The organism is Nocardioides pacificus (genome assembly GCF_054775955.1).
The window spans coordinates 1,833,164-1,856,785 of the sequence record NZ_BAAHCI010000005.1 but is presented as its reverse complement, the minus strand read 5'-3'; the positions used below and the strand labels follow the sequence as shown (position 1 = coordinate 1,856,785).

General features: G+C 71.1%; 26 protein-coding genes and 1 pseudogene. 9 read left to right on the top strand and 18 right to left on the bottom strand.

Annotated features, from left to right (window positions below; all coding sequences use genetic code 11):
- The first annotated feature begins 233 nt into the window (after nucleotides 1–233).
- Nucleotides 234–1,466, top strand: coding sequence for an MFS transporter (locus ACYU7L_RS11595; protein WP_460796507.1), 1,233 nt, complete (start codon nucleotides 234–236; stop codon nucleotides 1,464–1,466).
- Here ACYU7L_RS11595 and ACYU7L_RS11590 read toward each other — a convergent pair.
- Nucleotides 1,432–1,974 (bottom strand): DUF1697 domain-containing protein, encoded by a 543-nt coding sequence (locus tag ACYU7L_RS11590; RefSeq protein ID WP_460796505.1) that lies wholly within the window; start codon nucleotides 1,972–1,974, stop codon nucleotides 1,432–1,434. The genes ACYU7L_RS11595 and ACYU7L_RS11590 overlap by 35 nt on opposite strands.
- A 71-nt stretch (nucleotides 1,975–2,045) precedes the next feature.
- Between ACYU7L_RS11590 and ACYU7L_RS11585 the strand changes: the two genes are divergently transcribed.
- The 3 genes from ACYU7L_RS11585 to ACYU7L_RS11575 are packed head-to-tail and all read left to right on the top strand — an operon-like array spanning nucleotide 2,046 to nucleotide 4,410.
- Nucleotides 2,046–2,846, top strand: coding sequence for a basic amino acid ABC transporter substrate-binding protein (locus ACYU7L_RS11585; RefSeq protein ID WP_460796503.1), 801 nt, complete (start codon nucleotides 2,046–2,048; stop codon nucleotides 2,844–2,846).
- A 5-nt stretch (nucleotides 2,847–2,851) separates the two neighbouring features.
- Entirely contained in the window at nucleotides 2,852–3,640 is a 789-nt protein-coding gene (locus tag ACYU7L_RS11580) for an amino acid ABC transporter permease (protein WP_460796501.1), read from the top strand.
- Nucleotides 3,640–4,410 carry an amino acid ABC transporter ATP-binding protein gene (locus ACYU7L_RS11575; RefSeq protein WP_460796499.1) on the top strand — a complete coding sequence of 257 codons (771 nt, stop codon included), beginning with the start codon at nucleotides 3,640–3,642 and terminating at the stop codon, nucleotides 4,408–4,410. The genes ACYU7L_RS11580 and ACYU7L_RS11575 overlap by 1 nt, the downstream gene beginning before the upstream one ends.
- A 15-nt stretch (nucleotides 4,411–4,425) precedes the next feature.
- Here ACYU7L_RS11575 and ACYU7L_RS11570 read toward each other — a convergent pair whose 3' ends face one another.
- Complete coding sequence (locus ACYU7L_RS11570) at nucleotides 4,426–5,307, bottom strand: AurF N-oxygenase family protein (protein ID WP_460796497.1); 882 nt, start codon at nucleotides 5,305–5,307, stop codon at nucleotides 4,426–4,428.
- Between the two features lie 70 nt (nucleotides 5,308–5,377).
- On the opposite strand from ACYU7L_RS11570, the gene ACYU7L_RS11565 reads away from it, so the two are divergent.
- Both ACYU7L_RS11565 and ACYU7L_RS11560 read left to right on the top strand, forming a co-directional pair.
- Nucleotides 5,378–6,091 (top strand): TetR/AcrR family transcriptional regulator, encoded by a 714-nt coding sequence (locus ACYU7L_RS11565; protein WP_460796494.1) that lies wholly within the window; start codon nucleotides 5,378–5,380, stop codon nucleotides 6,089–6,091.
- A complete protein-coding gene (locus ACYU7L_RS11560; RefSeq protein WP_460796490.1) occupies nucleotides 6,088–6,369 on the top strand; it encodes a DUF4873 domain-containing protein in 282 nt (93 codons plus the stop codon). The genes ACYU7L_RS11565 and ACYU7L_RS11560 overlap by 4 nt, the downstream gene beginning before the upstream one ends.
- 161 nt (nucleotides 6,370–6,530) lie before the next feature.
- Here ACYU7L_RS11560 and ACYU7L_RS11555 read toward each other — a convergent pair whose 3' ends face one another.
- Together ACYU7L_RS11555 and hppD are read right to left on the bottom strand one after the other, a co-directional pair.
- Nucleotides 6,531–7,499 (bottom strand): hypothetical protein, encoded by a 969-nt coding sequence (locus ACYU7L_RS11555; RefSeq protein ID WP_460796488.1) that lies wholly within the window; start codon nucleotides 7,497–7,499, stop codon nucleotides 6,531–6,533.
- A 104-nt stretch (nucleotides 7,500–7,603) separates the two neighbouring features.
- Complete coding sequence (gene hppD / locus ACYU7L_RS11550) at nucleotides 7,604–8,818, bottom strand: 4-hydroxyphenylpyruvate dioxygenase (RefSeq protein WP_460796485.1); 1,215 nt, start codon at nucleotides 8,816–8,818, stop codon at nucleotides 7,604–7,606.
- Nucleotides 8,819–8,949: 131 nt separating this feature from the next.
- On the opposite strand from hppD, the gene ACYU7L_RS11545 reads away from it, so the two are divergent.
- Nucleotides 8,950–9,447, top strand: coding sequence for an Lrp/AsnC family transcriptional regulator (locus ACYU7L_RS11545; RefSeq protein WP_460796483.1), 498 nt, complete (start codon nucleotides 8,950–8,952; stop codon nucleotides 9,445–9,447).
- Here the strand turns inward: ACYU7L_RS11545 and ACYU7L_RS11540 are convergent.
- The 5 genes from ACYU7L_RS11540 to ACYU7L_RS11520 all read right to left on the bottom strand — a co-directional run bounded on the left by ACYU7L_RS11540 (nucleotide 9,444) and on the right by ACYU7L_RS11520 (nucleotide 13,355).
- Nucleotides 9,444–10,079, bottom strand: coding sequence for an IclR family transcriptional regulator (locus ACYU7L_RS11540; RefSeq protein WP_460796481.1), 636 nt, complete (start codon nucleotides 10,077–10,079; stop codon nucleotides 9,444–9,446). The two genes, ACYU7L_RS11545 and ACYU7L_RS11540, sit on opposite strands and share 4 nt — an antisense overlap.
- 73 nt (nucleotides 10,080–10,152) lie before the next feature.
- Nucleotides 10,153–11,943, bottom strand: coding sequence for a DEAD/DEAH box helicase (locus ACYU7L_RS11535; protein ID WP_460796479.1), 1,791 nt, complete (start codon nucleotides 11,941–11,943; stop codon nucleotides 10,153–10,155).
- Nucleotides 11,940–12,209, bottom strand: coding sequence for a DUF3039 domain-containing protein (locus tag ACYU7L_RS11530; protein WP_460796477.1), 270 nt, complete (start codon nucleotides 12,207–12,209; stop codon nucleotides 11,940–11,942). Before ACYU7L_RS11530 ends, ACYU7L_RS11535 begins: the two co-directional genes overlap by 4 nt.
- Nucleotides 12,210–12,224: 15 nt before the next feature.
- On the bottom strand, nucleotides 12,225–12,782 hold the full coding sequence (locus tag ACYU7L_RS11525; RefSeq protein ID WP_460796475.1) for a YqgE/AlgH family protein: 558 nt from the start codon (nucleotides 12,780–12,782) through the stop codon (nucleotides 12,225–12,227).
- Nucleotides 12,783–12,821: 39 nt separating this feature from the next.
- A complete protein-coding gene (locus tag ACYU7L_RS11520; protein ID WP_460796473.1) occupies nucleotides 12,822–13,355 on the bottom strand; it encodes a hypothetical protein in 534 nt (177 codons plus the stop codon).
- Between the two features lie 125 nt (nucleotides 13,356–13,480).
- Here ACYU7L_RS11520 and ACYU7L_RS11515 point away from each other — a divergent pair, with 125 nt between their 5' ends.
- A complete protein-coding gene (locus tag ACYU7L_RS11515) occupies nucleotides 13,481–14,173 on the top strand; it encodes a TetR/AcrR family transcriptional regulator (protein WP_460796471.1) in 693 nt (230 codons plus the stop codon).
- Nucleotides 14,174–14,204: 31 nt separating this feature from the next.
- On the opposite strand, the gene ACYU7L_RS11510 is transcribed toward ACYU7L_RS11515, so the two are convergent.
- The 6 genes and pseudogenes from ACYU7L_RS11510 to ACYU7L_RS11485 all read right to left on the bottom strand — a co-directional run bounded on the left by ACYU7L_RS11510 (nucleotide 14,205) and on the right by ACYU7L_RS11485 (nucleotide 20,590).
- On the bottom strand, nucleotides 14,205–15,206 hold the full coding sequence (locus ACYU7L_RS11510) for a DUF3048 domain-containing protein (RefSeq protein ID WP_460796469.1): 1,002 nt from the start codon (nucleotides 15,204–15,206) through the stop codon (nucleotides 14,205–14,207).
- Nucleotides 15,207–15,314: 108 nt separating this feature from the next.
- On the bottom strand, nucleotides 15,315–16,073 hold the full coding sequence (locus ACYU7L_RS11505) for an SDR family NAD(P)-dependent oxidoreductase (RefSeq protein WP_460796467.1): 759 nt from the start codon (nucleotides 16,071–16,073) through the stop codon (nucleotides 15,315–15,317).
- Nucleotides 16,074–16,111: 38 nt separating this feature from the next.
- Nucleotides 16,112–16,534, bottom strand: a pseudogene (locus ACYU7L_RS11500) (HIT family protein); the annotation flags it as partial.
- 13 nt (nucleotides 16,535–16,547) lie between these two features.
- Complete coding sequence (locus ACYU7L_RS11495) at nucleotides 16,548–17,912, bottom strand: M15 family metallopeptidase (RefSeq protein WP_460796465.1); 1,365 nt, start codon at nucleotides 17,910–17,912, stop codon at nucleotides 16,548–16,550.
- Between the two features lie 135 nt (nucleotides 17,913–18,047).
- Complete coding sequence (locus ACYU7L_RS11490; protein WP_460796463.1) at nucleotides 18,048–19,658, bottom strand: acyl-CoA synthetase; 1,611 nt, start codon at nucleotides 19,656–19,658, stop codon at nucleotides 18,048–18,050.
- A gap of 92 nt (nucleotides 19,659–19,750) precedes the next feature.
- Nucleotides 19,751–20,590: an acyl-CoA thioesterase domain-containing protein gene (locus ACYU7L_RS11485; protein ID WP_460796461.1), complete on the bottom strand. Its 840-nt coding sequence runs from the start codon at nucleotides 20,588–20,590 to the stop codon at nucleotides 19,751–19,753.
- A 110-nt stretch (nucleotides 20,591–20,700) separates the two neighbouring features.
- Here ACYU7L_RS11485 and ACYU7L_RS11480 point away from each other — a divergent pair, with 110 nt between their 5' ends.
- Nucleotides 20,701–21,318 (top strand): CueP family metal-binding protein, encoded by a 618-nt coding sequence (locus ACYU7L_RS11480; protein WP_460796458.1) that lies wholly within the window; start codon nucleotides 20,701–20,703, stop codon nucleotides 21,316–21,318.
- 35 nt (nucleotides 21,319–21,353) lie between these two features.
- Here ACYU7L_RS11480 and ACYU7L_RS11475 read toward each other — a convergent pair whose 3' ends face one another.
- The 3 genes from ACYU7L_RS11475 to ACYU7L_RS11465 are packed head-to-tail and all read right to left on the bottom strand — an operon-like array spanning nucleotide 21,354 to nucleotide 23,600.
- Nucleotides 21,354–22,454: a hypothetical protein gene (locus ACYU7L_RS11475; RefSeq protein WP_460796453.1), complete on the bottom strand. Its 1,101-nt coding sequence runs from the start codon at nucleotides 22,452–22,454 to the stop codon at nucleotides 21,354–21,356.
- Nucleotides 22,454–22,810: a hypothetical protein gene (locus ACYU7L_RS11470; protein ID WP_460796449.1), complete on the bottom strand. Its 357-nt coding sequence runs from the start codon at nucleotides 22,808–22,810 to the stop codon at nucleotides 22,454–22,456. The genes ACYU7L_RS11475 and ACYU7L_RS11470 overlap by 1 nt, the downstream gene beginning before the upstream one ends.
- A complete protein-coding gene (locus ACYU7L_RS11465; protein ID WP_460796444.1) occupies nucleotides 22,773–23,600 on the bottom strand; it encodes a phosphotransferase family protein in 828 nt (275 codons plus the stop codon). The genes ACYU7L_RS11470 and ACYU7L_RS11465 overlap by 38 nt, the downstream gene beginning before the upstream one ends.
- Nucleotides 23,601–23,622 lie beyond the last annotated feature (22 nt).

Sequence of the window (23,622 nt, the reverse complement as noted above, 5' to 3'; positions counted from 1 at the left end):
TAGGCTCGGGGCGGGGTCTCGGGGCGGGTCGCGCCGCGGCGATAGCACTTTGTACTCCTCGCGCCCCCGCCCCGGTCAAGCAGCGAACGGTCCTGTCCCGGTCACGGATCGATATCCCCACCGTCGGGGACGCGACTTCCGTCGACATTCACCCGCCGGCCCGCCCGAGTTTGTAGTCTCCTCGCACTGACCCCCTCCCGCAGGGGTCGTTCTCGGGAGCCGACGGGGGGCCGATGACGCTCGGCAGGACGACCGCTCCCCTCGGCGAGGCCAACTTCCGGCGCTACGTGGCTGCCCGCGCGGTCAACCTCGCGGGCACGACCATGGCTCCGGTCGCACTCGCGTTCGCGGTCCTGGCCACCGACGACTCCCCCAGCGCACTCGGCGTCGTGCTCGCCGCCCACAGCATCCCGCTGGTGGCGCTGCTGCTCGTCGGAGGCGTGATCGCCGACCGGGTCGGCCGGGCGACGGTGATGCGGGTCAGCAACCTGGTCGCCGGCCTCAGCCAGGCGACGACCGCCGCGCTCGTGGTGAGCGACAGCGCTCAGCTGTGGCAGCTGGTGGTGCTCGCGGCGGTCAACGGGACCGTGGCGGCCGCCAGCATCCCGGCGATGTCCAGCGTGGTGCCACAGCTGGTGCCCGCGGCGCAGCTGCAGCAGGCCAACGTGCTGCTGTCGATGATGAGGGCCGCGATCGCGGTGCTGGGGCCGTCCGTCGCCGGTGCGCTCGTCGTCGCGGTCGGACCGGGGTGGGCGCTCGCGGTCGACGCCTCCGCCTGGCTGCTCTCCGCCGCCCTGCTGACCAGGGTGCGACTGCCCGGCCCCACACAGCTGCGCCCACGCGCCTCGATGGTCGCCGAGCTCCGCGAGGGCTGGACGGTCGTGCGGACGACCAGCTGGCTGTGGGTCATCGTGCTCGCGTTCGCGGGGATGAACGCCATCCAGAGCGGGGCCTGGTCCACCCTGGGTCCACGTCTCGCGGAGGAGAGCATCGGGCCGCGCGGATGGGGTCTGGCACTCTCGACCTTCGCTGCGGGCCTGCTCGCGATGACGCTGATCCTCAGTCAGGTCACCCTGCGGCGCCCCCTGCGGGTGGGCATGCTCGGATGCGCCGTGTCCGGCCTGCCGATCGTGGCGCTGGGATCGGGGCCCCACCTGGGCGTCCTCGTCACGGCCGCCTTCCTGGGCGGCGCCGGCATCGGGCTGTTCAGCATCGGCTGGCACGTCGCCATGCAGGAGCACATCGCGGACGAGGTGCTCGCTCGCGCCTACTCCTTCGACGCGCTGGGCTCCTACGCGGCGTTGCCCGTGGGCCAGCTGCTCTTCGGCCCGCTGGGTCATGTCTTCGGGGTCCGGCGGGTGATCCTGGTGGGCGGCGTGATCTACGTGGGCATCGCGCTGCTCACGCTGACCAGTGCCTCGGTGCGCCACCTCAGCCGACGGCCCACTTCTGTGCCAGTGCCCTGATCACCCGCTCGTTGCGCGCCGTGGCCGGTCCGAGCAGCCGCTCGACGCGTGCTGCGTCCAGCCCGCTGCCGAGATAGGTCGCCCCGACGAGGAGGTGCACCGCCCGGCCGCGCACGACCGCGCGGTGCTCGTCGTACCGCAGCGCCTCGAGGGCAGCGACCCCGTCGGGGTCCGGGTCGTGCTTGAGCAGGCACACGTAGTGTCCACCGCCCTCGGGTCCCGACGCGGCCAGCTCGGCGGCGTCCGCGGCGACCGTCGCGAGCTCGCCCGGGGTGAGGACCATGGTCGGCACCTCGAAGCCGCGGTCGGCCAGGAAGACCCGCTCCAGCGCCTCCTCGAGCCTGGCGCGCGAGCGCATCCGGGTGGTCAGCCGGACGTTGCCGGTCTGGATGTGGGTCTCCACGTCGCCGAAGCCGGCGGTGCTCAGCGCCGCCCGGAGCTCGGCCATGGGGTACTTGCGTCGAGCCCCCAGATTGATCGCCCGGAGGAAGGCCAGATAGGTCGCCACGGGCGACATCGTGCCGCAAGTCACAGCACCGGGAGGCGCCCCGTAACAATCGAGGTCTAGGGTTATGCGCCATGAAGACCCGTGCACTCACCTCCGCCCTGGCCGTCACCGCACTCGCGGCTGCTCTGGCCGGCTGCGCAAGCGACACCGACAAGGTCACCACCGAGAGCGGCGTCGAGCTGATCGAGGATGGCAAGCTCACCGTCTGCACCCACATGCCCTACGAGCCCTTCCAGTACCAGGAGGGTGGCGAGATCGTCGGCTTCGACGTCGACCTGATGGACCTGGTGGCCGAGGAGCTCGACCTCGAGCAGAAGATCTTCGACACGCCCTTCGAGGGGATCGAGACCGGCCAGGCCATGTCCACCGGCAAGTGCGACATCGCCGCCGCCGGCATGACGATCACCGACGAGCGCGCCGAGGTCATGGACTTCGCGGACCCCTACTTCGACGCCACGCAGGCGCTCCTCGTGCCGGCCGGCTCCGACATCGCCTCCCTCGAGGACCTCTCCGGCAAGTCGCTCGCCGTCCAGGTGGGCACCACCGGTCAGAAGTACGCAGGCGAGAACGCCCCCGACGACGTCGAGCTGCGTGACTTCGAGGACCTCGCCCTGCTCACCCAGGCGGTGAAGAACGGCCAGGTCGACGCCGGGATCAACGACAACACGGTCCTCTACGACTACGTCGCCAAGAACCCGCAGGTCGAGGTCGCCGCCGAGTTCGACACCGGCGAGCAGTACGGCTTCGCAGTGGCCAAGGACGGCAATGACGAGCTGATCGAGGTCGTGAACGAGGTGCTGGCCAAGGCCCAGGAGGACGGCACCTACGACAAGATCTACGAGAAGTACTTCGGCGACGCTCCGGCTCAGTGATGGCGATGAGTCCGCGCAAGCGCGCACAGATCGCCCGTGGGGTCCAGTACGCGCTGCTGATCGTGGCCTTCGCCGCGTTCGCCCTGGTCGCGGACTGGGGTGAGCTGCAGCGCGCGTTCTTCGACGTCGACGTCCTGCGCGAGATGTTCCCAGACATCTTGACGACGGCGCTGAAGAACACGCTCCTCTACACCTTCTGCGCGTTCGCGTTCGGACTCGTCGTCGGCCTGATCCTGGCGCTGATGCGGCTCTCCTCGGTCGGGCCCTACCGCTGGATCGCCACCGCGGTGATCGAGTTCTTCCGCGGCGTGCCCGCCCTGGTCGTCTTCATCGCGTTCTACTACGGCATCCCGATCGCCTTCCCGGGCCGCGAGGTCCCGGGCGGGATCCTTGGGACGGTCACCGTGTCCCTCGGCCTGGTGGGCGCGGCCTACATGGCCGAGACGATCCGAGCCGGCATCCAGGCTGTGCCGAAGGGGCAGACCGAGGCGGCCCGCTCGCTGGGCATGTCCCACACCCGGTCGATGATCTCGATCGTCGTGCCGCAGGCCTTCCGCATCGTGCTGCCACCGCTGACCAACGAGCTGATCCTGCTGACCAAGGACTCCTCCCTGGTCTACCTGCTCGGGCTGAGCACGGCGACCCTGGAGCTCACCAAGTTCGGCCGCGACACGCTCAACCAGGAGAAGAGCATGACGGCCCTGCTCGCGGTCGGCGTCTGCTACCTCCTCATCACCGTCCCCCTGGCGATGGTCGTGCGCCGCCTCGAGGCCCGAGCAGAGAAGGCACGCTGATGACCGACGAGACCTTGCGCCCCACCCGCGCCGTACGCCCCGGCTCCGCGATCGACGTGATCGACCTGCACAAGTCCTTCGGGTCCAACGAGGTCCTCAAGGGGATCGACTTCAACGTCGACGAGCGCGAGGTCGTCTGCGTGATCGGTCCGTCCGGCTCGGGCAAGTCCACGCTGCTGCGGTGCGTGAACCTGCTCGAGCAGCCGACCTCGGGCCGGATCTTCGTCGAGGGTGACGAGATCACCGACCCCGACGTGGACGTCGACGCGATCCGGAGCCGGATCGGAATGGTGTTCCAGTCCTTCAACCTCTTCCCGCACCTGTCGGTGCTGAGCAACCTGACGATCGCGCAGCGGCGAGTCAGGAGGCGGGGCAAGGAGGAGGCGGTCGCCATCGCGCGACGCAACCTGGAGAAGGTGGGGCTCGCCGAGAAGGAGTCGGCCTATCCCGCGCACCTCTCCGGGGGCCAGCAGCAGCGCGTCGCCATCGCCCGGGCCCTGTCCATGGACCCGGACATGATGCTCTTCGACGAGCCCACCTCGGCTCTCGACCCCGAGCTCGTCGGCGACGTGCTGGCGGTGATGAAGGACCTGGCGACCGAGGGGATGACGATGATGGTCGTCACCCACGAGATGGGCTTCGCCCGCGAGGTCGGCGACAAGCTGGTCTTCATGGATGCCGGCGTGATCCTCGAGGAGGGCGAGCCGGGCGCCGTCCTCGCCGACCCGCAGCACGAGCGCACCCGCTCGTTCCTGTCCAAGGTCCTCTGAGCGCCCCTCAGCCGATCAGCGCATCAGCAGGGACCGGCGCCACAGGGCGCGCTGGTGTCCGGGGATCAGGCCCAGGTCGGCCAGGTACTCGGTGACCCGCTCCCCCATCCAGGCCAGCGTGTCCTGATAGTCGGGGTTGCCGAGGGCGACCCGGCGCGCCGCCCGGGGCTCGAGGCCCACCGCGGCGTACACCTGCGGGTTGACCAGGGCACGGGCGACCGAGAACGCGGACTGCGCGGTGGCGGCCTGGTGGTAGGCGAGCTTGGTCCGGGAGAGCCTCGGCAGCATCCGCTCCAGCTCCTCGCGGGCGAAGGTCATGTGCCGGGCCTCCTCCAGGACGTGGACCCGGGAGACCATCCGGGTCAGCGGCTGGACCCGCTCGTCCTTCATCATCTCGCGCTGCCAACGGTCGAGGATCTCCTCGGCCACCAGGATCGAGGCGTAGGCCGAGACGCCGACGCCGACGCTCTTGAAGACGCGGCCCAGCCGACGGATCGCCGGGGGCGGCCCGTAGGCCGGCACCCCCATCCGGTCGATGGCCTTGCCGAACATCACCGAGTGACGGCACTCGTCGGCGACCTCGGTGAGCGCGTAGTGCATGCGCTGGGTGCGCGGGTCGGCGTCGTACAGGTCGCGCACCATCATCTGCATCAGGATCAGCTCGAACCACAGGCCCACGCTGGCGATGCTGGCGACCTCGTGCCTGGACAGCTCGATGCGCTGGTCCTGGTCCAACCGGTCCCACAGCGCGGTGCCGTGCAGGGAGAGCCGCTCGGGCTGCATGAACCACAGACCGGGCACGAAGGGGGCCTCCCAGTCGAGATCGACCTCGGGGTCGTAGGACAGGCGGGCGCTGGACTTCAGGAGCCGATCGGGGACGGGGTCGAGCAGCGTCATGGGAGAGCCTTTCCGAGAGGGACGGGTACGTGTTACCGCGAGTAACACGTAGTTGTGTACTGTGACCCACGTGACACGCAAGGTCAAGAACCCCCTCCCCCAGCTGGCCCGGACCGGCGACGGTCGTTCCGCGCGCTGGGACGCCCACCGCGAGGAGCGTCAGAGCGAGCTCGTCGCCGCCACCGTGCGCGCGATCGACCTGCACGGCCCCGAGGTCGGCATGGCGGAGATCGCCCGGGAGGCAGGGGTGAGCAAGCCCGTGCTCTACCGCTACTTCGCCGACAAGGCCGAGCTGCACGCCGCAGTGGGCCGCTGGGGCGCCCACGAGGTCGTGGACGCGATCGTGCCGGTGCTCCTGGCCGGCCCCCCGACCCACGAGCGCGTCGAGGAGGCGGTCGACGCCTACCTCGCCACGATCGCCCAGCATCCGCAGGTCTTCCTGCTGCTGGTCCGCCAGCGCGTCGAGGGCAGCGACCCCCTGGCCGACGGCAAGGCGGCCGTGGCCGCGATGTTCGCCCGCGTCCTGGGCGACACCCTGCGCACCCTCGGCGTCGACGCGGCGGGGGCCGAGCCCTGGGCACACGGACTCGTCGGGCTCGGCCTCGCCACCGGGGAGTGGTGGCTGGAGCGCGAGACCATGTCGCGCACTGCCGTGTCGCGCTACCTCACCGAGTTCGTGTGGCACGCCTTCGAGGGCATCGCCGCCGAGTACGGCGTCCCCCTCGGGGCCACCGAGATCCAGGTGGTCGACCCGACCACCGCGACGAAGGGAACGGCACGTTGACCCACAGCGATCCACTCGAGGAGTACTCCGGCCACGCCACGCTGCGCGCCGGAGAACGGGAGCTCGACGTGCGTGTCCACCTGAAGGGCGCCTTCCAGCCGATCGACGGCCGGTTCCACTGGTATGGCCGCATCGACCGGGACGACGCGGTCAAGTCCCTGGCCTCGGAGCCGGCGGTCGTGCTGGAGACGAGCGGGGCCACGGCGGCCTGTCGCCTCTCCGACGTCGACCCGTGGGGTCGCTATCGCGTCAGCGGGACCGGCCGCCCGCCGTACTGACCCGTCATCCGGGGGGTTGACCGTCGCCACCCGCGCAGCCGCTGCTTGCGCGGGTGACGACGGAATCGTGGGCCGAGGTCGGGCAGGGCCCGACGCCTCGACAGGGGGCCCGTGGGCTCACCCCAGCTCTTCGCGTCCGTCGCAGAGGACGAGCGAAGGAGTCAGCCAGGCGAGGAGCCGGGCGCGTACGACGGACCCGTGGGGAGCGCATGCTGGCGCACGGCCGAGTCCCACGTGAGCACCGCGCACGCGGGGAGGAGCTGGGAGGACCCCAGCGTCGCGAAGGCGATCACCGATCCCCCCGAGGGCGACGGGGCGCCGTTGCCGCCCGAGGCATCGCCACCGGCCATCAGGTCGGCCAGCCTCTCGTCCGGCTCGAACGGAGTCGGAACGGGAGCCACGTGACGCTCGGCGTCCTGCGCGGCAGCCGGCACGGGCACCAGCGAGGCGGTACGACGCTCGTGGGGGCCGGCATCGCCGACCGGCGCGAGGCCGGAGCCGGACGGCGTCGCCGCCAACGGCAGGCTGGCGAGACGCGGCTCAGGATCCGCCGCGGGGCGCCGGGGGGCCCGCGCAGCCGGGGCGGCGGCCTTGACAGGCGTGGCAGCGGGCGTGGTGGCGACCGGAGCCGGGGTGCTGGGCTCGGCGGTCTGCTTCGGCTCTCGTCCCGGGCGCTGCACAGCCCGCTGCGTCTGGCCCGGCACAGAGGCGATCGCCTCGACCGCGTCCACGACAGGCTCGGCGACGACCTCCGCCGGCACATCGGCGCCTCGCCCGGGCACGGACCCGGGTGCTTCCGGGGACTCCGGTCGCCCGACGCCCTGTCCGGGTGACTCGCTCGACGGCGGGCCGACCGGTGCTGTCACCGGCGGCGGAGTCTGGGCCGGCGGAGTCTGCTCCGGGTGCTGCGGCTGCGGCGACTGAGCCACGGGCGGCTTCGCCTCCGCCGCCTGGGAGTGCGCAGCGGCCCCTTCCGGCCCGCGGGGGGCCTCCTGGGCCTCCTGGGCCTGCGCTGCAGTCTCAGCGGCCAACAGCCAGAGCAGGGCGCCCACCGAGGCGAGAAGCAGGCGCGTGAGCACGCGAGCGAGCTGACGGGGGCCCACCCCACCTGCCAGCACGAGCTCGCTCATCCATGACCCCCATGGCTTCGGACGAAGACCTAGACGGCTCCTGTGCCCCGTTGCCTGGGAAGCATGCGCGATCCGGCGCGGCTCTTCCAGTGCACGGCCCGGGCTCAAAGGTTCCCCCGCGCCTCCTGCTCGCGCTCAATCGCCTCGAACAGCGCCTTGAAGTTGCCCTTGCCGAAGCCCAGCGAGCCGTGCCGCTCGATGAACTCGTAGAACACCGTCGGCCGGTCGCCCATCGGCTTGGTGAAGATCTGCAGCAGATAGCCGTCCTCGTCGCGGTCGACCAGGATCCGGCGCTTCTTCAGCTCCTCGATCGGCACGCGCACCTCGCCGATCCTGGCCCGCAGCTCGGGGTCCTCGTAGTAGGAGTCCGGGGTGTCGAGGAACTGGATGCCGTTGCTGCGCAGGATGTCGACCGAGCGCAGGATGTCGTTGGTGGCCAGCGCGATGTGCTGGCAGCCGGCCCCGTCGTAGAACTCGAGGTACTCGTCAATCTGCGACTTCTTCTTGGCCACCGCCGGCTCGTTCAGGGGGAACTTCACCCGGTGGTTGCCGCTGGCGACGACCTTGCTCATCAGCGCGGAGTAGTCCGTGGCGATGTCGTCGCCGATGAACTCCGCCATGTTCGTGAAGCCCAGCACCCGGTTGTAGAACGCCACCCATTCGTCCATCCGGCCCAGTTCCACGTTGCCGACGCAGTGGTCGATGGCCTGGAAGAGCCGCTTGGGGTGACCCTCGCGGCGCTCCACCTGGGTGCTGGCGGCGATGTAGCCCGGCAGGTAGGGCCCGGCATAGCGGGAGCGGTCGACGAGCGTGTGCCGCGTCTCGCCGTACGTCGCGATGGCGGCCACGCGGACGGTGCCGTGCTCGTCGGACTCGTCGTGGGGCTCGACGAGCACCGTGGCGCCGCTGGCCCGCGCATGGGCGATGCAGCGGTCGACGTCGGGCACCTCGATCGCGAGGTCGACGACCCCGTCCCCGTGCTTGCGGTGGTGGTCGAGCAGAGGACTGTCGGGCGTCACCGCGCCGGTGAAGACGAACCGGGCCGAGCCGGAGCGGAGCACATAGCTCTTGGAGTCACGGCAGCCGGTCTCCGGTCCGCGGTAGGCCACGAGGTCCATGCCCAGGGCGAGCTGGTAGAAGGTCGCCGTCTGCGTGGCGTTGCCCACCACGAAGCCGACGGCGTCGAGCGCCGTGACGGGGAAGGGGTCGTTGCTCGCGTCGTACTCCACCAGACCGACCAGCTCCCGCAGCTGCTCGAGGGTCAGGTCGGCCCGGAGCTCGTCGGCGGTCAGCGCGTGGTGGTCATCCGTCGTCGTCATGGGCGTCACCCTCGCCCGGTCCGACATCCTGCGCAACACCGTCGGCACGGACTGGACAACCTGTCCAGAAACAGCACGATCGCCTGTCGATCTGCTTGTCAGAGTGACTCGGCACACGAGAGGGTGGCGCCATGGACGACCTGGACCACCGACTGCTGGTGCTGCTCTCGGAGGAGCCGCGCATCCCGATCCTCGAGGCGGCCCGGCGTCTCGGCGTCGCGCGCGGCACCGCGCAGGCCAGGCTGGACAAGCTGGTCTCCCGCGGCATCGTCACGAGCTGGGGCCCGCAGCTGTCGACCGACGCGCTGGGCTTCCCGGTGACGGCCTTCCTGACCCTCGAGATCCGTCAGGACCCCACCCGCGAGGGGGGCCACGACCGGGTGACAGCGCACCTGGCGCGGATCCCCGAGGTGCTCGAGGCACACACGATCACCGGCGCCGGCGACCTGTGGTGCCGCGTGGTGGCGCGCTCCAACACCGATCTGCAGCGCGTCATCGACCTGGTGCTCTCCCACGAGGCGATCGTGCGCAGCACCACGGTGATCGCCCTCGCCACCCAGATCCCTCTGCGCGTCCTGCCGCTGGCCGCCACCGCCCGGGAGGCGCCCCGGGACGAGCTCTGCCCCTAGCCCAGCCGGCGGGCGACCTCGCCGGCCGCAGCCACCACCCGCGGGGCGATCTCCGCCTCGTCCAGGTCACCCAGGGTGACGATGCCGACGCTCGCCTCCAGCCCCGACACTCCCAGCAGCGGCGCGGCCAGCCCACGGGCGCCGGGCTGCAGCTCGCCGGAGGTCTTCACGTGGCGCACGCCGCGGGCCTCGCGCCCGGCGAGGATGGCCCGGCCCGCGGCCCCGAGCGTGAGCGGATGACGTGCGCCGACGCGGTAGGCGACGTGGAAGTCGGTCCAGGAGGGCTCGACGACCGCGAGGGCGAGCGCCTCCTCGCCGTCGGCAACGCTGAGGTGAGCGGTGCAGCCGACCTCTTCGGCCAGGGCGCGCAGGACCGGCGTGGCCAGATCCCGCAGCACCGGCTGGACGGCTGAGGCGAGCGTGAGCACCCCGAGGCCGACATAGAGCCGGCCGTGGGAGTCACGGCGCACCAGCGCGTGCTGCTCGAGCGTGCTGACCAGGCGGTAGACGACCGTGCGGTTGACCCCGAGCCGACCGGACAGCTCGGTGACCGTGAGCCCTCCCGGCGTGCTGGCCAGCACCGTGAGCACCTGCAGCCCACGGTCGAGAGTCTGCGAGGTCTCGGCCACCATGGGGCGAGTCTAGGCGGGGCGGTGAAGCCCCCCGAGACTCCTGCAGCGGCTCGCGCCGGGGCCAGGGACCCGCCTAGGAGCTCTTGCGCAGGGCCCACTCCCGGATCCGGTCGATCCGGGCGTGCAGCTGCTCGGCGGTGGCGATCGCCGCCGCCGGTCCCCCGCACTCCTTGCGCAGGGCCGCGTGCGTCACCCCGTGCGGCTGGCTGGTGCGGTGGTACCACGCCGCGACCAGTCCGTTGAGCTCGCGACGCAGGACCGCGAGCTGCTCGTGGGTGGAGACGTCGGCCACCGTGTCCCCGGGCGAAGGGGCCGGAGCGGCCTCCTTCTGCTTGCGCGCCCGGTCGCTCTGCCGGGTCTGCAGCAGCTCGCGGACCTGGTCGGGCTCGAGCAGCCCGGGGATGCCGAGGAAGTCCATCTCCTCGTCCGAGCCGACGTGCACCTCGCCGGCGTGGCCGAACTCGCCGCCGTCGTAGAGCACCCGGTCGAACGTCGCATTGGAGCCGAGCGCCTCGTAGGAGAACTCCAGCTCCGAGGAGGCGGACTCGCCGGCGTTGGCCTGGGCCAGCAGGTCGTCCTCGGCGGCGAAGATGTCGCCGTCGTCATTGACCTTGCGCTGCAGGACGTGGTCGCGCTCGACCTCCATCTCGGAGGCGTGCCCGAGGAGGGTCGGCACCGACGGCAGGAACACCGACGCGGTCTCCCCGCGTCGACGCGCGCGGACGAAGCGACCGACCGCCTGCGCGAAGAACAGCGGCGTCGAGATCGTGGTGGCATAGACGCCGACGGCCAGCCGGGGCACGTCGACGCCCTCGGAGACCATCCGGACCGCGACCATCCACCGGTCGTCGCTCTCGGTGAAGGCGGCGATCTTCTTCGACCCGGTCTTCTCGTCCGAGAGCACCACCGTGGGCGCCTGCCCGGTGATCTGGCGCAGCAGCTTGGCGTAGGCGCGCGCGGAGTCCTGGTCGGTGGCGATCACCAGTCCACCGGCGTCGGGGACGTGGCGGCGCACCTCGGAGAGCCGGGTGTCGGCCGCCTCGAGGACCGACGGCATCCACGACCCCTCGGGGTCGAGCGCCGTGCGGAGCGCCTGCTGGATCAGGTCCTTGGTCATCGGCTCGCCCAGCCGGGCGGAGACCTCGTCGCCGGCGCTGGTGCGCCATTGCATCTCGCCCGAGTAGGCCATGAACAGCACCGGGCGCACCACGTGGTCGGCCAGGGCCTGCGCATAGCCGTAGGTGTAGTCCGCACGCGAGCGGCCCACGCCGTCCGGGCCCGGCTCATAGGTGACGAACGGGATCGGGTTGATGTCGGAGCGGAACGGCGTGCCGGTCAGCGCGAGCCGGCGCGCGGCCGGCCCGAAGGCCTCGCGGACCCCCTCGCCCCAGGAGAGCGCATCCCCCGCGTGGTGCACCTCGTCGAGGATCACCAGCGTCCGGTAGTTCTCGGTGCGGATGCGCATCGCCAGCGGGTTCACGGCCACCCCGGCGTAGGTCACGGCGATGCCGACGTAGTCCTTCGACGTGCGGCCCTTGCCCGCGGCGTACGTCGGGTCGATGGGGATGCCGGCCCGGGCGGCCGCCTCTGCCCACTGGGTCTTCAGGTGCTCGGTGGGCGCGACGATCGTGATCCGGTCGATGACCCGGCGCCCCAGCAGCTCGGCGGCCACGGTGAGCGCGAAGGTCGTCTTGCCGGCGCCGGGCGTGGCGACGGCGAGGAAGTCGCGCGGGGACTCCTCGAAGTACTTCGCCATCGCCGCCGACTGCCAGGCACGCAGGGAGGGCGCGGTCCCCCAGGCGGCGCGCTCCGGATAGGCCGGGGAGAGCGCCGGGGCGGGGACGGCTTCGTGCCGTCCCGTCACGCGTCGGAGCCCGAGCCGGGGCTGTCCTCCATGGACTCCCAGATCTCCTTGCACTCCGGGCAGACCGGGTACTTCTCGGGGGCCCGGCTCGGGACCCACACCTTGCCGCACAGAGCGATCACGGGGGTGCCCATCACCATCGCCTCGGTCAGCTTGTCCTTGGGGACGTAGTGGGAGAAGCGCTCGTGATCACCCGCGTCGGTCGGGACCGTCTGCCGGTCCTCGAGGACGTCGGTGTCGCCTGAAGAAAATCCGAAGGTGCTCACGACGATGAGTCTAGGTCAGTTCAGCTCAGGATCCACCGGCCGCGTGGAGTGCCAGGCCAGCTCCCCCGGCTGGCGGCGCAGCACGTCGCGCCACAGGTCGGTGGTGTCGACCCGGAAGGCGTCGTCGGGCTCTCCCGGCACGACGTACCAGCTCCCCTCGTCGACCTCGGCCTGCAGCTGGGTGGCGCCCCAGCCGGCGTACCCGGCGAAGATCCGCATGTCCGAGAGGCTCCCGTCGACGAGCTCGACCGGGGCGTCGAGGTCGATCATCCCGAGGGTGCCGACCACCTCCCGGAAGCCCACGGGAGCGTCCTCGGCGTCGCGCAGCCGCCCCACGGCCAGCGCCCCGTCGGTGCCGACGGGCCCTCCGCGGAAGAGCACCTCCGGCTCGACGACCACGTCGCTCCACCCTTCCAGGACGTCGGCCACCAGGACCGGCGTGGGGCGGTTGAGAACCACTCCGAGAGCCCCTTCGGGTCCGACGTCGAGCAGGAGCACGACGGTGTCGGCGAAGTTGGGGTCGATCAGGGCCGGTGTCGCCACCAGCAACGTCCCCGCGCGCAGCTCGTCCATGCCCCCATCATGACGCGCGTCACCAGCGGCGCCCGGCGCTCAGGCGGCCAAGGCGGCCTTGATCCGCTCCAGGAGGCCGCCCTCGGGCCGGCCGTGCGCCAGATCCGGCGCGGCCGGTGGGCGGAACGTCGCACGCGCACGCTGCTCGACCTGGGCTCCCACCTGGGCCGCGGCGGCGCCGGGCGTGCTGCTCAGACCCGACATCAGGGCCAGCATCGCGTGCTCCTTGCCGGTGGCGGTCGTCATCGTCTGCGCCATCGCCGGACTCGAGGGCTGTTCGCGATGGCGGTCGAGGATGGCGCGGACGCCGGGCAGGTCGAGCGCCGTGGCATGCCACGCCGCGAGGACCGCCTGCTCGAGGTCCATCGGCTGGCTCATCAGCTCGCGCTCGATGCAGCCGGCCAGCCGGGTGTGCCAGCGCAGCTGCAGCGCGGCGAGCAGGTCGACCTCGTCGCTGAACGCGTCGGCGACGCCCTCGACGTCGACCGGCAGGAGGGCGTCCTGGCGGGCGTCGGCGGCGGCGATCACGGCACGAAGCACCTCACCGCGGCGATGGAAGGACTTCCAGGTCATGGGTCAGCTCCTCGGGTTCACATACCGTGAGTACGTACCCAGGGTATGTGGACCGTCCATTTCCGCCAAGGACGCCCCGGGTGACCTCAGGCACACCGAGGCCGCGACGGACCTAGACTGCGCGGATGAGCAAGTCCTCGGCTTCCAAGCTGCTGCGCCCCAAGGTCCCCGCCGTTCCCGGCGCCAGCCGGCGCGCCCAGTACTCCGCCTCGACCAAGCGAGCCCTGGTCGAGGTGGCCGAGGATCTGTTCACCGAGCACGGCTATGCCGCCACCTCGCTGGACGCGATCGTCTCGGGGGCCGAGGTCACCAAGGGCGCGCTCTACCACCACTTCAGCGGCAAGCAGGCGCTCTTCGAGGCCGTCTTCGAGAAGGTCGAGACGGAGTCGTCGAAGACCATCCAGAAGGCGCTGCGCAACGAGAAGGACCCCTGGGAGAAGGCGCTGGCCGGACTGCGGGCCTTCCTCGGCGTCGTGCGCCAGCCGACGTACCGGCGGATCGTGATCCAGGAGGGCCCGTCGGTCCTGGGCTACGAGCGCTACCGCGAGCAGGAGGAGCGCTCCACCTTCGCGAACATCCTCGACATCGTCCGCGCCGTCCTCAGCGCCGGGACGTGGGACCTCGACGAGGACATGCTGGAGACCTTCGCCCGGATCTTCTTCGGCGCGATGTCGTCGGCCGGCGAGTCCGTGTCGACCAGCGACGACCCGCATCTCGCGAGCGCGCGGGTCGAGACCGCGATCGGCTTCATCCTCGCCGGCCTGCGGGCCCTGGTCGACTCAGGCGTCGAGCTGCCGTCGGTCGACGACGAGGCATGAGCCTCAGGTCATGAGCCTCAGGTCATGAGTCTCAGGGGAAGGTGACGTCGCCGCCGGTGGCCGGCACCAGCTCGATCCAGGTGCGGCCAGCGGGGACCGTCAGCGGGCCCGCCTTCGTGCTCAGCGTGAGGGCGCCGTCGAGCCCGGGCTTGCTCCACGTCCCGCGGACGACCCGCCCGCCGTGGAAGAGCAGCGCCTCGCCCTTGCCCTTGAAGATCGTCTCGGGCACGGGGTTGTTGGCCGCGTCGGTGTAGCCGGCGTCGCCCACCTGAACCCGCAGGACCAGCACGTTGTCGGCCGTGAACTCGTCGCCCTGGGCGGCGTAGGAGCTCTCGTTGACGTAGCCCCCCGTGCCGTAGGACCAGTTCGTCGTGTGACCGCCGGAGAACGAGGCAGTCAGGCTCTTCGCCGGCTGTCCCTTCGGGAAGTCGGCCTCCTCGCCCCAGGTCAGGTAGTCGTCGGGACGGGCCGCGTCGGAGCCGTTCGCCTTGGCGATGGCGCCCAGGTCCGCCATCACGCTGTACGTCGAGGAGCGGGCGCTGTCGCGACTGATCCCCTTCGCCCCCTCCGTGATGATCCTGATGCCGGCGCCCTTGATCCGGGAGATGGTCTGGGGCGCGCCCCCGCTGGCGATCAGCGAACCACCGACCGGCGAGACGATGCCGATGTCACTGGCGCGCATGGAGCGGACCGGGCCCACCTCGCTGGGCAGCTGGGAGTAGAAGAAGGCCGCCAGTCGGGTGCTCCCTCCCTCGACGAGCTGCTCGACCACGAGGTCGGCGGAGCCCAGGCCGACCTGCGGGCTGGACGAGGACGTGTTGTCGATCTTGACCACGAAGACCGGGTGCTCGAGCGAGGCGCCCTTGTCGCCCTTGGCGTCCAGACCCGTCAGCGGCCAGACCGCGCTCAGCGTGGTGCCCTCGGAGACGTCCTGCCCCTTCGGCGCGTCGGCTTCTTCGTCGCCACCGCCACAGCCGGCGAGCAGCATGCTGGCGGCGATCAGGGCGGCGGCGGACAGACGGACACGGCGCACGGGGAGCTCCTGCAGGGTCGATCTGGGGAAGGTCACTGACAAGTGTGCGGGCGCGCCACCCCGCAGACGGGGAGGCGCGCCCGGGTGAGGCTGCGCTGACGCGGGGGCTCAGCCGAGCTTGGCGCCACCGTCGACGTACAGCGTCTGGCCGGTGATGTAGGACGCCTCGTCGCTGCACAGGAACGCCGCGGCGGCCGCGATGTCCTCGGGGAAGCCGACCCGCTTGACGGGGTTGGCCTCGGCGTTGAGCTTGCGGAACTCCTCGACGTCCATCTTCAGGCGGGCGGCCGTGGCGTCGGTCATCTCGGTGGCGATGAAGCCGGGCGCGATCGCGTTGGCGTTGATCCCGAAGGGGCCGAGCTCGATGCCCAGCGTGCGGGTGAAGCCCTGGATGCCCATCTTGGCGGCGGAGTAGTTGGCCTGGCCGCGGTTGCCGAGCGAGGAGACGCTCGAGAGGTTGAGGATCTTGCCGTACTTCTGCTCGACGAAGTGCTTCTGGGCGGCCTTCGTCATCAGGAACGCACCCTTGAGGTGGACGTTCATCACGATGTCCCAGTCGTCCTCGGACATCTTGAACAGCAGGTTGTCGCGGGTGACGCCGGCGTTGTTGACCAGGATGTGGATCCCGCCGAGCTCCTCGACGACCCGGGCGATCGCGGCGTCTACCGAGGCCGCGTCGGCGACGTCGCAGCCGATCCCGACGGCCTTCGTGGCGCCGAGGCGCCCAGCGGCCTCGGAGGCGGCGGCCTCGTCGAGGTCGATGATGGCGACCGCTGCGCCCTCGTCGGCGAAACGCTGGGCGGTGCCGAACCCGATGCCGCGCGCGGCTCCGGTGATGACTGCGACTCGACCGTCAAAACGACCCATCAGACTCTGCTCCTCGACGCTTGGGGGTGGACCGACGCTCACTCTAGAGCGGCCCGCAACCGCGCGGCGTACTGGCTCCGCTCCTCGGACGAGGCGTACTTGTGCCGGGGCCAGAAGAAGCCGCGCAGACCGTCGCCCTTGGTGCGCGGCACGACGTGCAGGTGCAGGTGGGGCACGGACTGGCTCACCGTGTTGTTGATGGCCAGGAACGAGCCTTGGGCTCCCAGCCCCTCGACCATCGCCGTCGCCAGCCGCTGGCCGGCGGCCAGGAACGGGTCGCGCAGCGCCGCCGGCAGCTCGGGCAGCGTCTCCACGTGGAGGCGCGGCACCAGCAGCACGTGCCCCTTGAAGAGCGGACGCTGGTCGAGGAAGGCCACCAGGTCGCCGGTCTCGAGCACGGTGTCGGCAGGGCTCTCCCCCGCCGACACCGCGCAGAAGACGCAGCTCATCGGCGCGCTCGTGAGCCGAGGCCCATCAGTGACAGACGCCGGAGCATCTCGGGTCGCGCACCACCCGGCCGCTCGAGGTGAGCGCGTCGAAGTGGTGGCTGTCGCCGGTGCCGTAGGTCCAGCGCAGGCCGTGCTGCGACATCAGCCGCACCACCCGGTGGTCGCGCGAGCGCCAGGCGACCCGGGAGTGGCTGCGGCTGTGCCACCAGGTGTTGGGCACGAGGCCGGTGCGCGAGCGGTAAGGGTTCTCCCAGGGGTTGATGTCCACGGAGCGTCCGTAGGAGTGCGGCGAGCGCACGCCCGGCTTGTTGACGACGTTGCGGCAGTTGAACGCCGAGCTGTTGCCGGCCGCCATCGAGGCGTAGTCGTTGCCCCCGCGCAGCTTGGCGGAGTAGCCGAAGCGGTCGATGCGGTACATCGACCGGATCGGCAGCCTCGCGTCGTACATGCCGCGCAGGGCTCGAGCCACCCGGTCCGCCGCGGAGGCCGCGACGATCATCTCGCCCCGGCGGCGATAGCCGTCGTAGTCCCAGTAGTTCACCCGCAGGTGCCGCAGCCCGGCCCGACCGACCGGACAGCCGCGGCGCCAGGAGATGCCGGTCATCTGACGCCAGACCTTGCCCGAGATGCGGCTCACGGTCGGGTTGGCGCCGACGCCGACGGCGTGGGGCTGCGGGGGGAGCTTGCGGCGGGGCCTCGGCGCGTTGCGCGGCAGGGCGACGGGTTCTCCGGGCGGGACGTTGTCGATGGCGAGGACCGAGCTCCTGTCGCCCTTCACCCAGCCCAGGCCCGCCGTCACGGCGCGCCAGCGGCCGTCGCTGCGCGGGCGGACCGACAGGGAGGCGTGGCCCTGGGCGTCAGTGCGGACGCGCGCCCGGTTGCGCCACTTGCCGCCGGCCCGGGTCTGGATCCGGACCGGACCGCTCACCGGCTCGCCGGCGCCGGTCACCCAGCGCACCCGGAGGGTGGCCGAGCGCTCGTCGACCAACCGCCTGGGCCCCGCCAGGGTGAGGCGGCTCGCCCGCTTCACCAGGGCCACCTGCACGGGCCCCGAGGCCGAGGGTGCGTACGTCGCGTCGCCGGGATAGGTGGCCCGGAAGACGTTGTCCGCGACCGCGCGGGACAGCGTCGCGGTGGTCGTGGCCCGACCCTCGGCGTCGGTGACCAGCCCGGCACCCAGCGGCTGCCACACGCCGCCGACCCGGCGCTCCAAAGTCACCGGCACTCCCGCGAGCGGCTGGCCGGCGGCGGTCGCGACGAGGACGCTGAGCGTGGTCGCCGCATCCGCGGGGGCGCTCGTGCCGCTCAGCGCGGTGGTGGTCGGCTCCGCCGCGGACGCGGCGACCGGAGCATGGAGCAGCGTGAGCGGCAGGAGGGCCAGGGCCAGCAAGGACCAGAGGGCAGGGCGGGGGCGACGTGACGACATGGTTCTCCGAGAGCTGGGGCAGGACGCCGACCCGGACGTCGGGTCAGGTGACGGGCCATTGTGCCGGTCCAGACCACCAGAGGCCAGCCCTTGTGTGGATCAGCCCTCAGCCGCTACCAGCGTCCGCGCACTGGCGTAGTCCGCCTTGCCCGTCACATGCCGCGGTACCTCGTCGACGAGCACCAGCGAGCGCGGGAGCTTGTAGCCCGAGAGCAGCGGACGCAGGTGCGCCTGCAGGGACTCGAGGTCGATGTGGGCGCCGTCGCGGGGCTGCACCAGCGCGGTCACCCGCTGACCGAAGCGCTCGTCCTCGGTGCCGAGGACGAGGACGTCGAAGACGTCGGGATGGCCCTTGAGCGCCATCTCGACCTCCTCGGGGAACACCTTCTCGCCGCCGGTGTTGATGCAGTTCGACCCGCGCCCGAGCAGCGTGATCCGGCCGCCCTCCTCGATCCGGGCGAAGTCGCCGGGCACCGAGTAGCGCCGGCCGTCCACCTCCAGGAACGTGTTGCGGGTCTTGGCCTCGTCCTTGTAGTAGCCGAGCGGGATGTTCCCCCCGCGTCCCAGACGACCCACCGCACCGACGGCGGAGGGGTCGACGAGCTGGTTCATCTCGTCGAGGACGACGGTGCCGGGCCCCATCGGCACCACGACACCCTCGGTGCCGAGCTTGTCCTTCTCCTGGATCCCCACGCCCTGGAAACCGGTCTCGGAGGCCCCCACCGAGTCGGTGAGCACGAGGTGGGGGAAGGCCGCCATCCAGCGCTCCTTCACCGGCCGGCTGAACACCGCCGCGCTGCTGGCCACCGCGAACAGCGACGAGGCGTCGCAGGGGTGCTCCTCGAAGGACTCGATCAGCGGCCGCGCCATCGCGTCGCCGGTGATGAAGAGCAGGTTGACCGCATCACGCTCGACGATCGACCAGATCCGTTCGGCGTCGAAGGCCGGGATCAGCACGCAGCCGTGGCCTGCGAAGAGGTGGAGCAGCATCGCCGCCTGGCCCCCGCCGTGCATCAGCGGGCTGATCGGGAAGACCAGCATCGCCGTGTTGGTCGCCGCCTGCCGGGACTGGTCCATCTCCTCGAGCGGCTCCTGGGAGTAGAAGTCGATCCCGCCGCCGAAGGAGCGCCAGTAGTCCTCCGAGCGCCACATCACGCCCTTGGGATAGCCGGTGGTCCCTCCGGTGTAGATGATCAGCAGGTCGTCGCCGCTGCGCTCCTCGAAGTCGCGCTCCGCGCTCTGCCCGGCCACGGCGTCGGCCCAGGTGACCCCGCCGTACCCGGAGATGTCGGAGCTGTCGTCGGGCTCCATCGGGTCGGGGGCGGCCACCACCGTGTGCACGCCGGGGTGCTTGGCCAGGACCCGCTCCACCAGCGGTGCGTAGGTCCGGTCGTGGATCAGCGCGACGAGGTCGGCATCGCCGAAGAGGTAGTCGAGCTCGCCCTCCACGTAGCGGTAGTTGACGTTGACCGCGACTGCCCGCAGCTTGTGCACGGCGAAGAACGCCACGACGTACTCGACGCCGTTCTTGGCGTAGATCCCGACGTGCTCGCCGGGGCGCACCCCGCGCGAGTCGAGGAAGTGCGCGAGCCGGTTGGCCTCGGCCTCGACGTCCGCGTAGGTCAGCGTGCGATCGCCGCACCGGACACAGAGCCGGTCGGGTACGGCGTCGACGGCGTGCTCGAACAGGTCAGCGATGTTGTGGGCCACGCCCGCAGACTAGAACGAGTTCTCATCCGAGGGGAGGGTCTGGAGAGACGCGGGTCACATCGTGGACTCGCGCCGCCCTCACGCGTCGCCCGCTAGACGTTCGCACTGCGGCGCGACTCGTCCTCCGCCATCTTGCCGGCCAGGTCCACCGCGCGCTTCGCGTTGGCCAGGGAGGTCGCCACGACGTTGCCCAGCGGGCCGGCGCGGTCGAAGACGGCGGCGGTGCCGACCGCGATGCCGGCGTTCTCGACCCGGTCCATCGCGGAGAGGCCGATCTCGACCCCGACGGGTGGGCGGGCGAGAGTGAGAGTGATGTCGGTGTTGATGTACTCCACTCCCCCGGTCCCCCAGTTGCTGACCAGGTTGATGCCGTCCGCGCAGGCCGCGACCGCCTGGAAGGGCGTGATCGGCTCGCCGTCGACGACTGGCACCGCATTGGTCCACGACTGCTTGTGCGAGGCGTTCTGGTGCTCGCGGAAGTCCTGCGACCAGCCGGCCGCGCTGCTGAGGAAGGGCACCCGCGGCTCGTCGGAGGGGGGCACGACGTCCTCGGGCGGCGGGACCGGTCGCTCCGCAGGGCTCCACACCTCGCCCGGCGCGTTCTGCGTGGGCTTGAGGAAGATCGCGCTGGCTCGGGCGGCCGGACGCCCGTCCTGGGTGAGGACCGCGTCGATGAGGCAGAGCCGGGGTCCCTCCCGGACCACCTCGGCGGTCACCACGCACGGCTGCGTGGTCACCGCACGGAAGAGGTCTGCGGTGTAGCGCGCCGCCTGGAGGTCGTCACGCCCCGTCGCGTCGAGGCACATCTCGATGCCCCGGGCGAGCGCCCCACTGACCGCGACACCGTGGATGTGGTCGGCGCCCCAGCCGCTACGGGCCACGTCGGTGGGCACGAGGGCCTCTCCGTCGAGGCGGAAGTACGTGAGTTCCATGGGCGCATCCTGCCCGACGGGGGCACAACGGATGAGAAGGGGACCTTGGGCCGAGGAGACGGGACCTTGGGCCACAGGGAGAACGTGTCGACATGAGCGACCGTGGCAACATGAGGAAGATGTCGAACCGCCCGCTGACCGCCCCCGCCCTCGCGCTCGCACTCGGACTTGCCGTGACGCTCACCGGCTGCTCGAGCGAGAACGACGAACCCAACTCGTCGACCTCCGGGCCGGCGTCGGCCTCAGCCACCGAGCAGGTGCTGGCCGACTACGACCTGGAGGGCATGGACACCGTCGAGGTCATCGACTACCTCGACCGACTGGGCGGGAAGGACCGCCCCACCGACCTGATGGCGTCGGTGCGACCGAGCGAGCTGCTGCTCACCTCCGGCGACGAGGAGGTCGCCCTCGACGTCCCGGAGGACACGTTCTACCTGTCGGTCGCCCCCTACGTCGACCAGACCCACGAGTGCTTCAACCACTCGCTGACCACCTGCACCGGCGAGCTGTCGGCCGAGGAGATCGAGGTCGAGATCGTCGACGAGGCAGGCGACGAGGTGCTCGTCGACGAGACGCGCACGACGTTCGACAACGGCTTCACCGGGTTCTGGCTGCCCCGCGACATCGAGGGCACCCTGCGCGTGACCTACGACGGGAAGACCGGTGAGGTCGACTTCGCCACCGGCGACGACGACCCCACCTGCCTCACCACGCTGCAGCTGGCCTGACCGACCGGGCACGACGACTGCTCGTCGTTCGCCTCTCAGGGCGCCATGTCGACCCAGCCCTCGAAGCCCGACGGGTCGTGGCGGCCCAGCGCCGCGTGCTCGAACATGCCCCACCCGACGTCGCCGTTGCAGGTGGCGCGGGCGACGTGGTCCAGGGTGCCGTAGGGCAGCATGCTCAGGTAGTCCTGGTCAGCGAGGTCGTAGCTGATCGACTCCGCCCAGTCGTAGCCCTTCCACTGGCCGTGCTGCCAGCGGGAGTCGCCGACATACCCGCAGCCGGCGGTCAGGCTGATGTGGGTGTGTGGCTCGACCTCCACGACCAGCGTCTCGCCTGCGGCGGTGTGCGAGGTGATGGTGGCGCCGACCGGCATCCGGGTGCCGGAGCGGTAGCGCGTCTCGAAGCGCGGCCAGCCGAGCTGCTCGACCCGCCCGTCGCGCCACACCCGCTTGGCGACGTTCAGCGTGCGGTAGCCGTCGGGGTCCTCCTGGGCGATGAGCACCAGCATGTAGTCGTCGAAGCGGAGCGGCACATAGGTCCACCAGTGGCCCTCGCGGGGGCGGGCCTCGAGCCGGCCGGCCGGGTCCGGGTCACCCGAGGGACGGATGCCCCAGGAGCGGTCGCGGGTGCCGAGCCACAGCGAGTCGTCGACCGCGACGTCCTCGCCGAAGGCGGAGATGGTGCCCGACCAGGTGCCGACCTGGGCGAAGCGCGTCGCCTCCAGGATCGGCCGGAAGGCGTCGAGGTTCATGTGGAGCTCCTCCAGGACCGCGTCGAAGGAGCCGTCCCAGGTGAGGTCGAAGGACAGGTCGTCGTGCTCGCAGACCATCCGCACCTTGGCGAGCGGCTCGATGACCTCGAGGTGGTAGCCGCCGACCCGGCTCTCGGTGGTGCGCTGATCGATGCCGTCGGAGAAGCGGACGGCCCGCTGCTGGTCCCCCCGTCGTATCGTCGCGAAGGCGTCCACCACGCCGAGGTTCGGGTAGACCCCGAACCCGGAGATCAGGTAGGTGCCGCCGTCGCGGTCGTGGGCGTTGAAGTAGTTGCGGTCGTAGAAGTTCTTGTCGGTGGTCGCGGTGCGCGCCATCGACAGCGGGGTCTGGTGGACCGGGAACTCGTCGAGCGGGTGGGGCTTCATCACTTCTCCCAGGAGTAGGTGCCGTCGATCAGGTCGGAGAGCATCTGGTGGTGCAGTACGTAGGCGTCGAGGTCCTCGTGTGGCTCGACCTCGCCGAAGTGCACGCGCCGGCGCTCGATCTGGGACATGACGATCCCGTGGCGCAGCGCGGCGTAGACGAGGTAGAAGTCGAGGTCACGCACCGCGGCGCCGGCCGCCTCCTCGTACTGCGCGACCACCTCGTCACGGCGGAACAGGTGCGGCAGCCCGGGCACCTCGAACACCTCGGCGATGTCCTGGAACATCCGGTGGAAGAACAGGAACCATCCCAGGTCGAGCTCACGGGGCGCGAGGACGGCCGACTCCCAATCCAGCACGGCGACCGGCGAGGCCTCCTGGTAGAGGATGTTGCCGATCCGAGCATCCCCCCCAGCACACGACGTCAGGAGAGAGATCCGCCGGCCAGTGCCGCTCCAGCCAGTCGAAGGCGCGCTCCAACACCGGGATCCGCAGACCGTCGGTGCGGCGGGTCCATTCGTAGTAGTCGCGCTCCTGGTCGACGTGGCGGCGCAGGTGCGACGCGGCGGGCTCGCCCGGCAGCGGCGCGACGACGCTGGCCGGGTCAGGGATGCTGTGCAGCTGGGCGAGCACCTGGACGCTGGCTCGCTGGACCTCCTGTTGCCCCGGCCGATCGAGGTCGAGGAGCCAGCCGTCGAAGACGTACGGCGGGTTGTCGACCGGCGCCCGACCGGAGGCACGGTCCATCACCAGGAAGGGGACGCCCAGCACCTCCCCGCTCGGCTCGACCCACCGGACCTGCGGCACCGGCAGCGACGAACGGGCCCGGACCTGCCTCATCACGTCGTACTGGCGCTGCAGGTCGTAGGTGGGGAAGACCGGGAACGCGGAGTCCTCGGGGGCCAGGCGTGCCACGAGCTCGGCGCTGCGCCCCTCGCCGGCCTCGGTCCAGGCCACGTCCACCAGCACCGAGATGCTCGACATCCCCGAGTGCTCGGGGCGGCGGAGCGAGCGCACCTGCGGCGTCGCGTCCGCGCCGACCTGGTCGCCGATCCACGCCGCCAGCAACGGGGCCACCTGGTCGAGGTCCAGCTCGGTGGTCTTGATCTCGGCTTCGGCGCCCTTTGGCACCACACTGCTCTCAGGCACGCGCGCCTCCCTTTTCTGGATG

Bases quoted from the DNA above. Each gene is read 5' to 3' on its own strand.
- ACYU7L_RS11475 (WP_460796453.1), bottom strand. From the start codon at position 22,454: ATGAAGCCCCACCCGCTCGACGAGTTCCCGGTCCACCAGACCCCGCTG.
- hppD (WP_460796485.1), bottom strand. From the start codon at position 8,818: ATGACGACGACGGATGACCACCACGCGCTGACCGCCGACGAGCTCCGG.
- ACYU7L_RS11545 (WP_460796483.1), top strand. From the start codon at position 8,950: ATGGACGACCTGGACCACCGACTGCTGGTGCTGCTCTCGGAGGAGCCG.
- ACYU7L_RS11515 (WP_460796471.1), top strand. From the start codon at position 13,481: ATGAGCAAGTCCTCGGCTTCCAAGCTGCTGCGCCCCAAGGTCCCCGCC.
- ACYU7L_RS11540 (WP_460796481.1), bottom strand. From the start codon at position 10,079: ATGGTGGCCGAGACCTCGCAGACTCTCGACCGTGGGCTGCAGGTGCTC.
- ACYU7L_RS11520 (WP_460796473.1), bottom strand. From the start codon at position 13,355: ATGACCTGGAAGTCCTTCCATCGCCGCGGTGAGGTGCTTCGTGCCGTG.
- ACYU7L_RS11570 (WP_460796497.1), bottom strand. From the start codon at position 5,307: ATGACGCTGCTCGACCCCGTCCCCGATCGGCTCCTGAAGTCCAGCGCC.
- ACYU7L_RS11575 (WP_460796499.1), top strand. From the start codon at position 3,640: ATGACCGACGAGACCTTGCGCCCCACCCGCGCCGTACGCCCCGGCTCC.
- ACYU7L_RS11585 (WP_460796503.1), top strand. From the start codon at position 2,046: ATGAAGACCCGTGCACTCACCTCCGCCCTGGCCGTCACCGCACTCGCG.
- ACYU7L_RS11525 (WP_460796475.1), bottom strand. From the start codon at position 12,782: ATGGACGAGCTGCGCGCGGGGACGTTGCTGGTGGCGACACCGGCCCTG.
- ACYU7L_RS11555 (WP_460796488.1), bottom strand. From the start codon at position 7,499: ATGAGCGAGCTCGTGCTGGCAGGTGGGGTGGGCCCCCGTCAGCTCGCT.
- ACYU7L_RS11485 (WP_460796461.1), bottom strand. From the start codon at position 20,590: ATGGAACTCACGTACTTCCGCCTCGACGGAGAGGCCCTCGTGCCCACC.
- ACYU7L_RS11580 (WP_460796501.1), top strand. From the start codon at position 2,852: ATGAGTCCGCGCAAGCGCGCACAGATCGCCCGTGGGGTCCAGTACGCG.
- ACYU7L_RS11505 (WP_460796467.1), bottom strand. From the start codon at position 16,073: ATGGGTCGTTTTGACGGTCGAGTCGCAGTCATCACCGGAGCCGCGCGC.
- ACYU7L_RS11480 (WP_460796458.1), top strand. From the start codon at position 20,701: ATGAGGAAGATGTCGAACCGCCCGCTGACCGCCCCCGCCCTCGCGCTC.
- ACYU7L_RS11595 (WP_460796507.1), top strand. From the start codon at position 234: ATGACGCTCGGCAGGACGACCGCTCCCCTCGGCGAGGCCAACTTCCGG.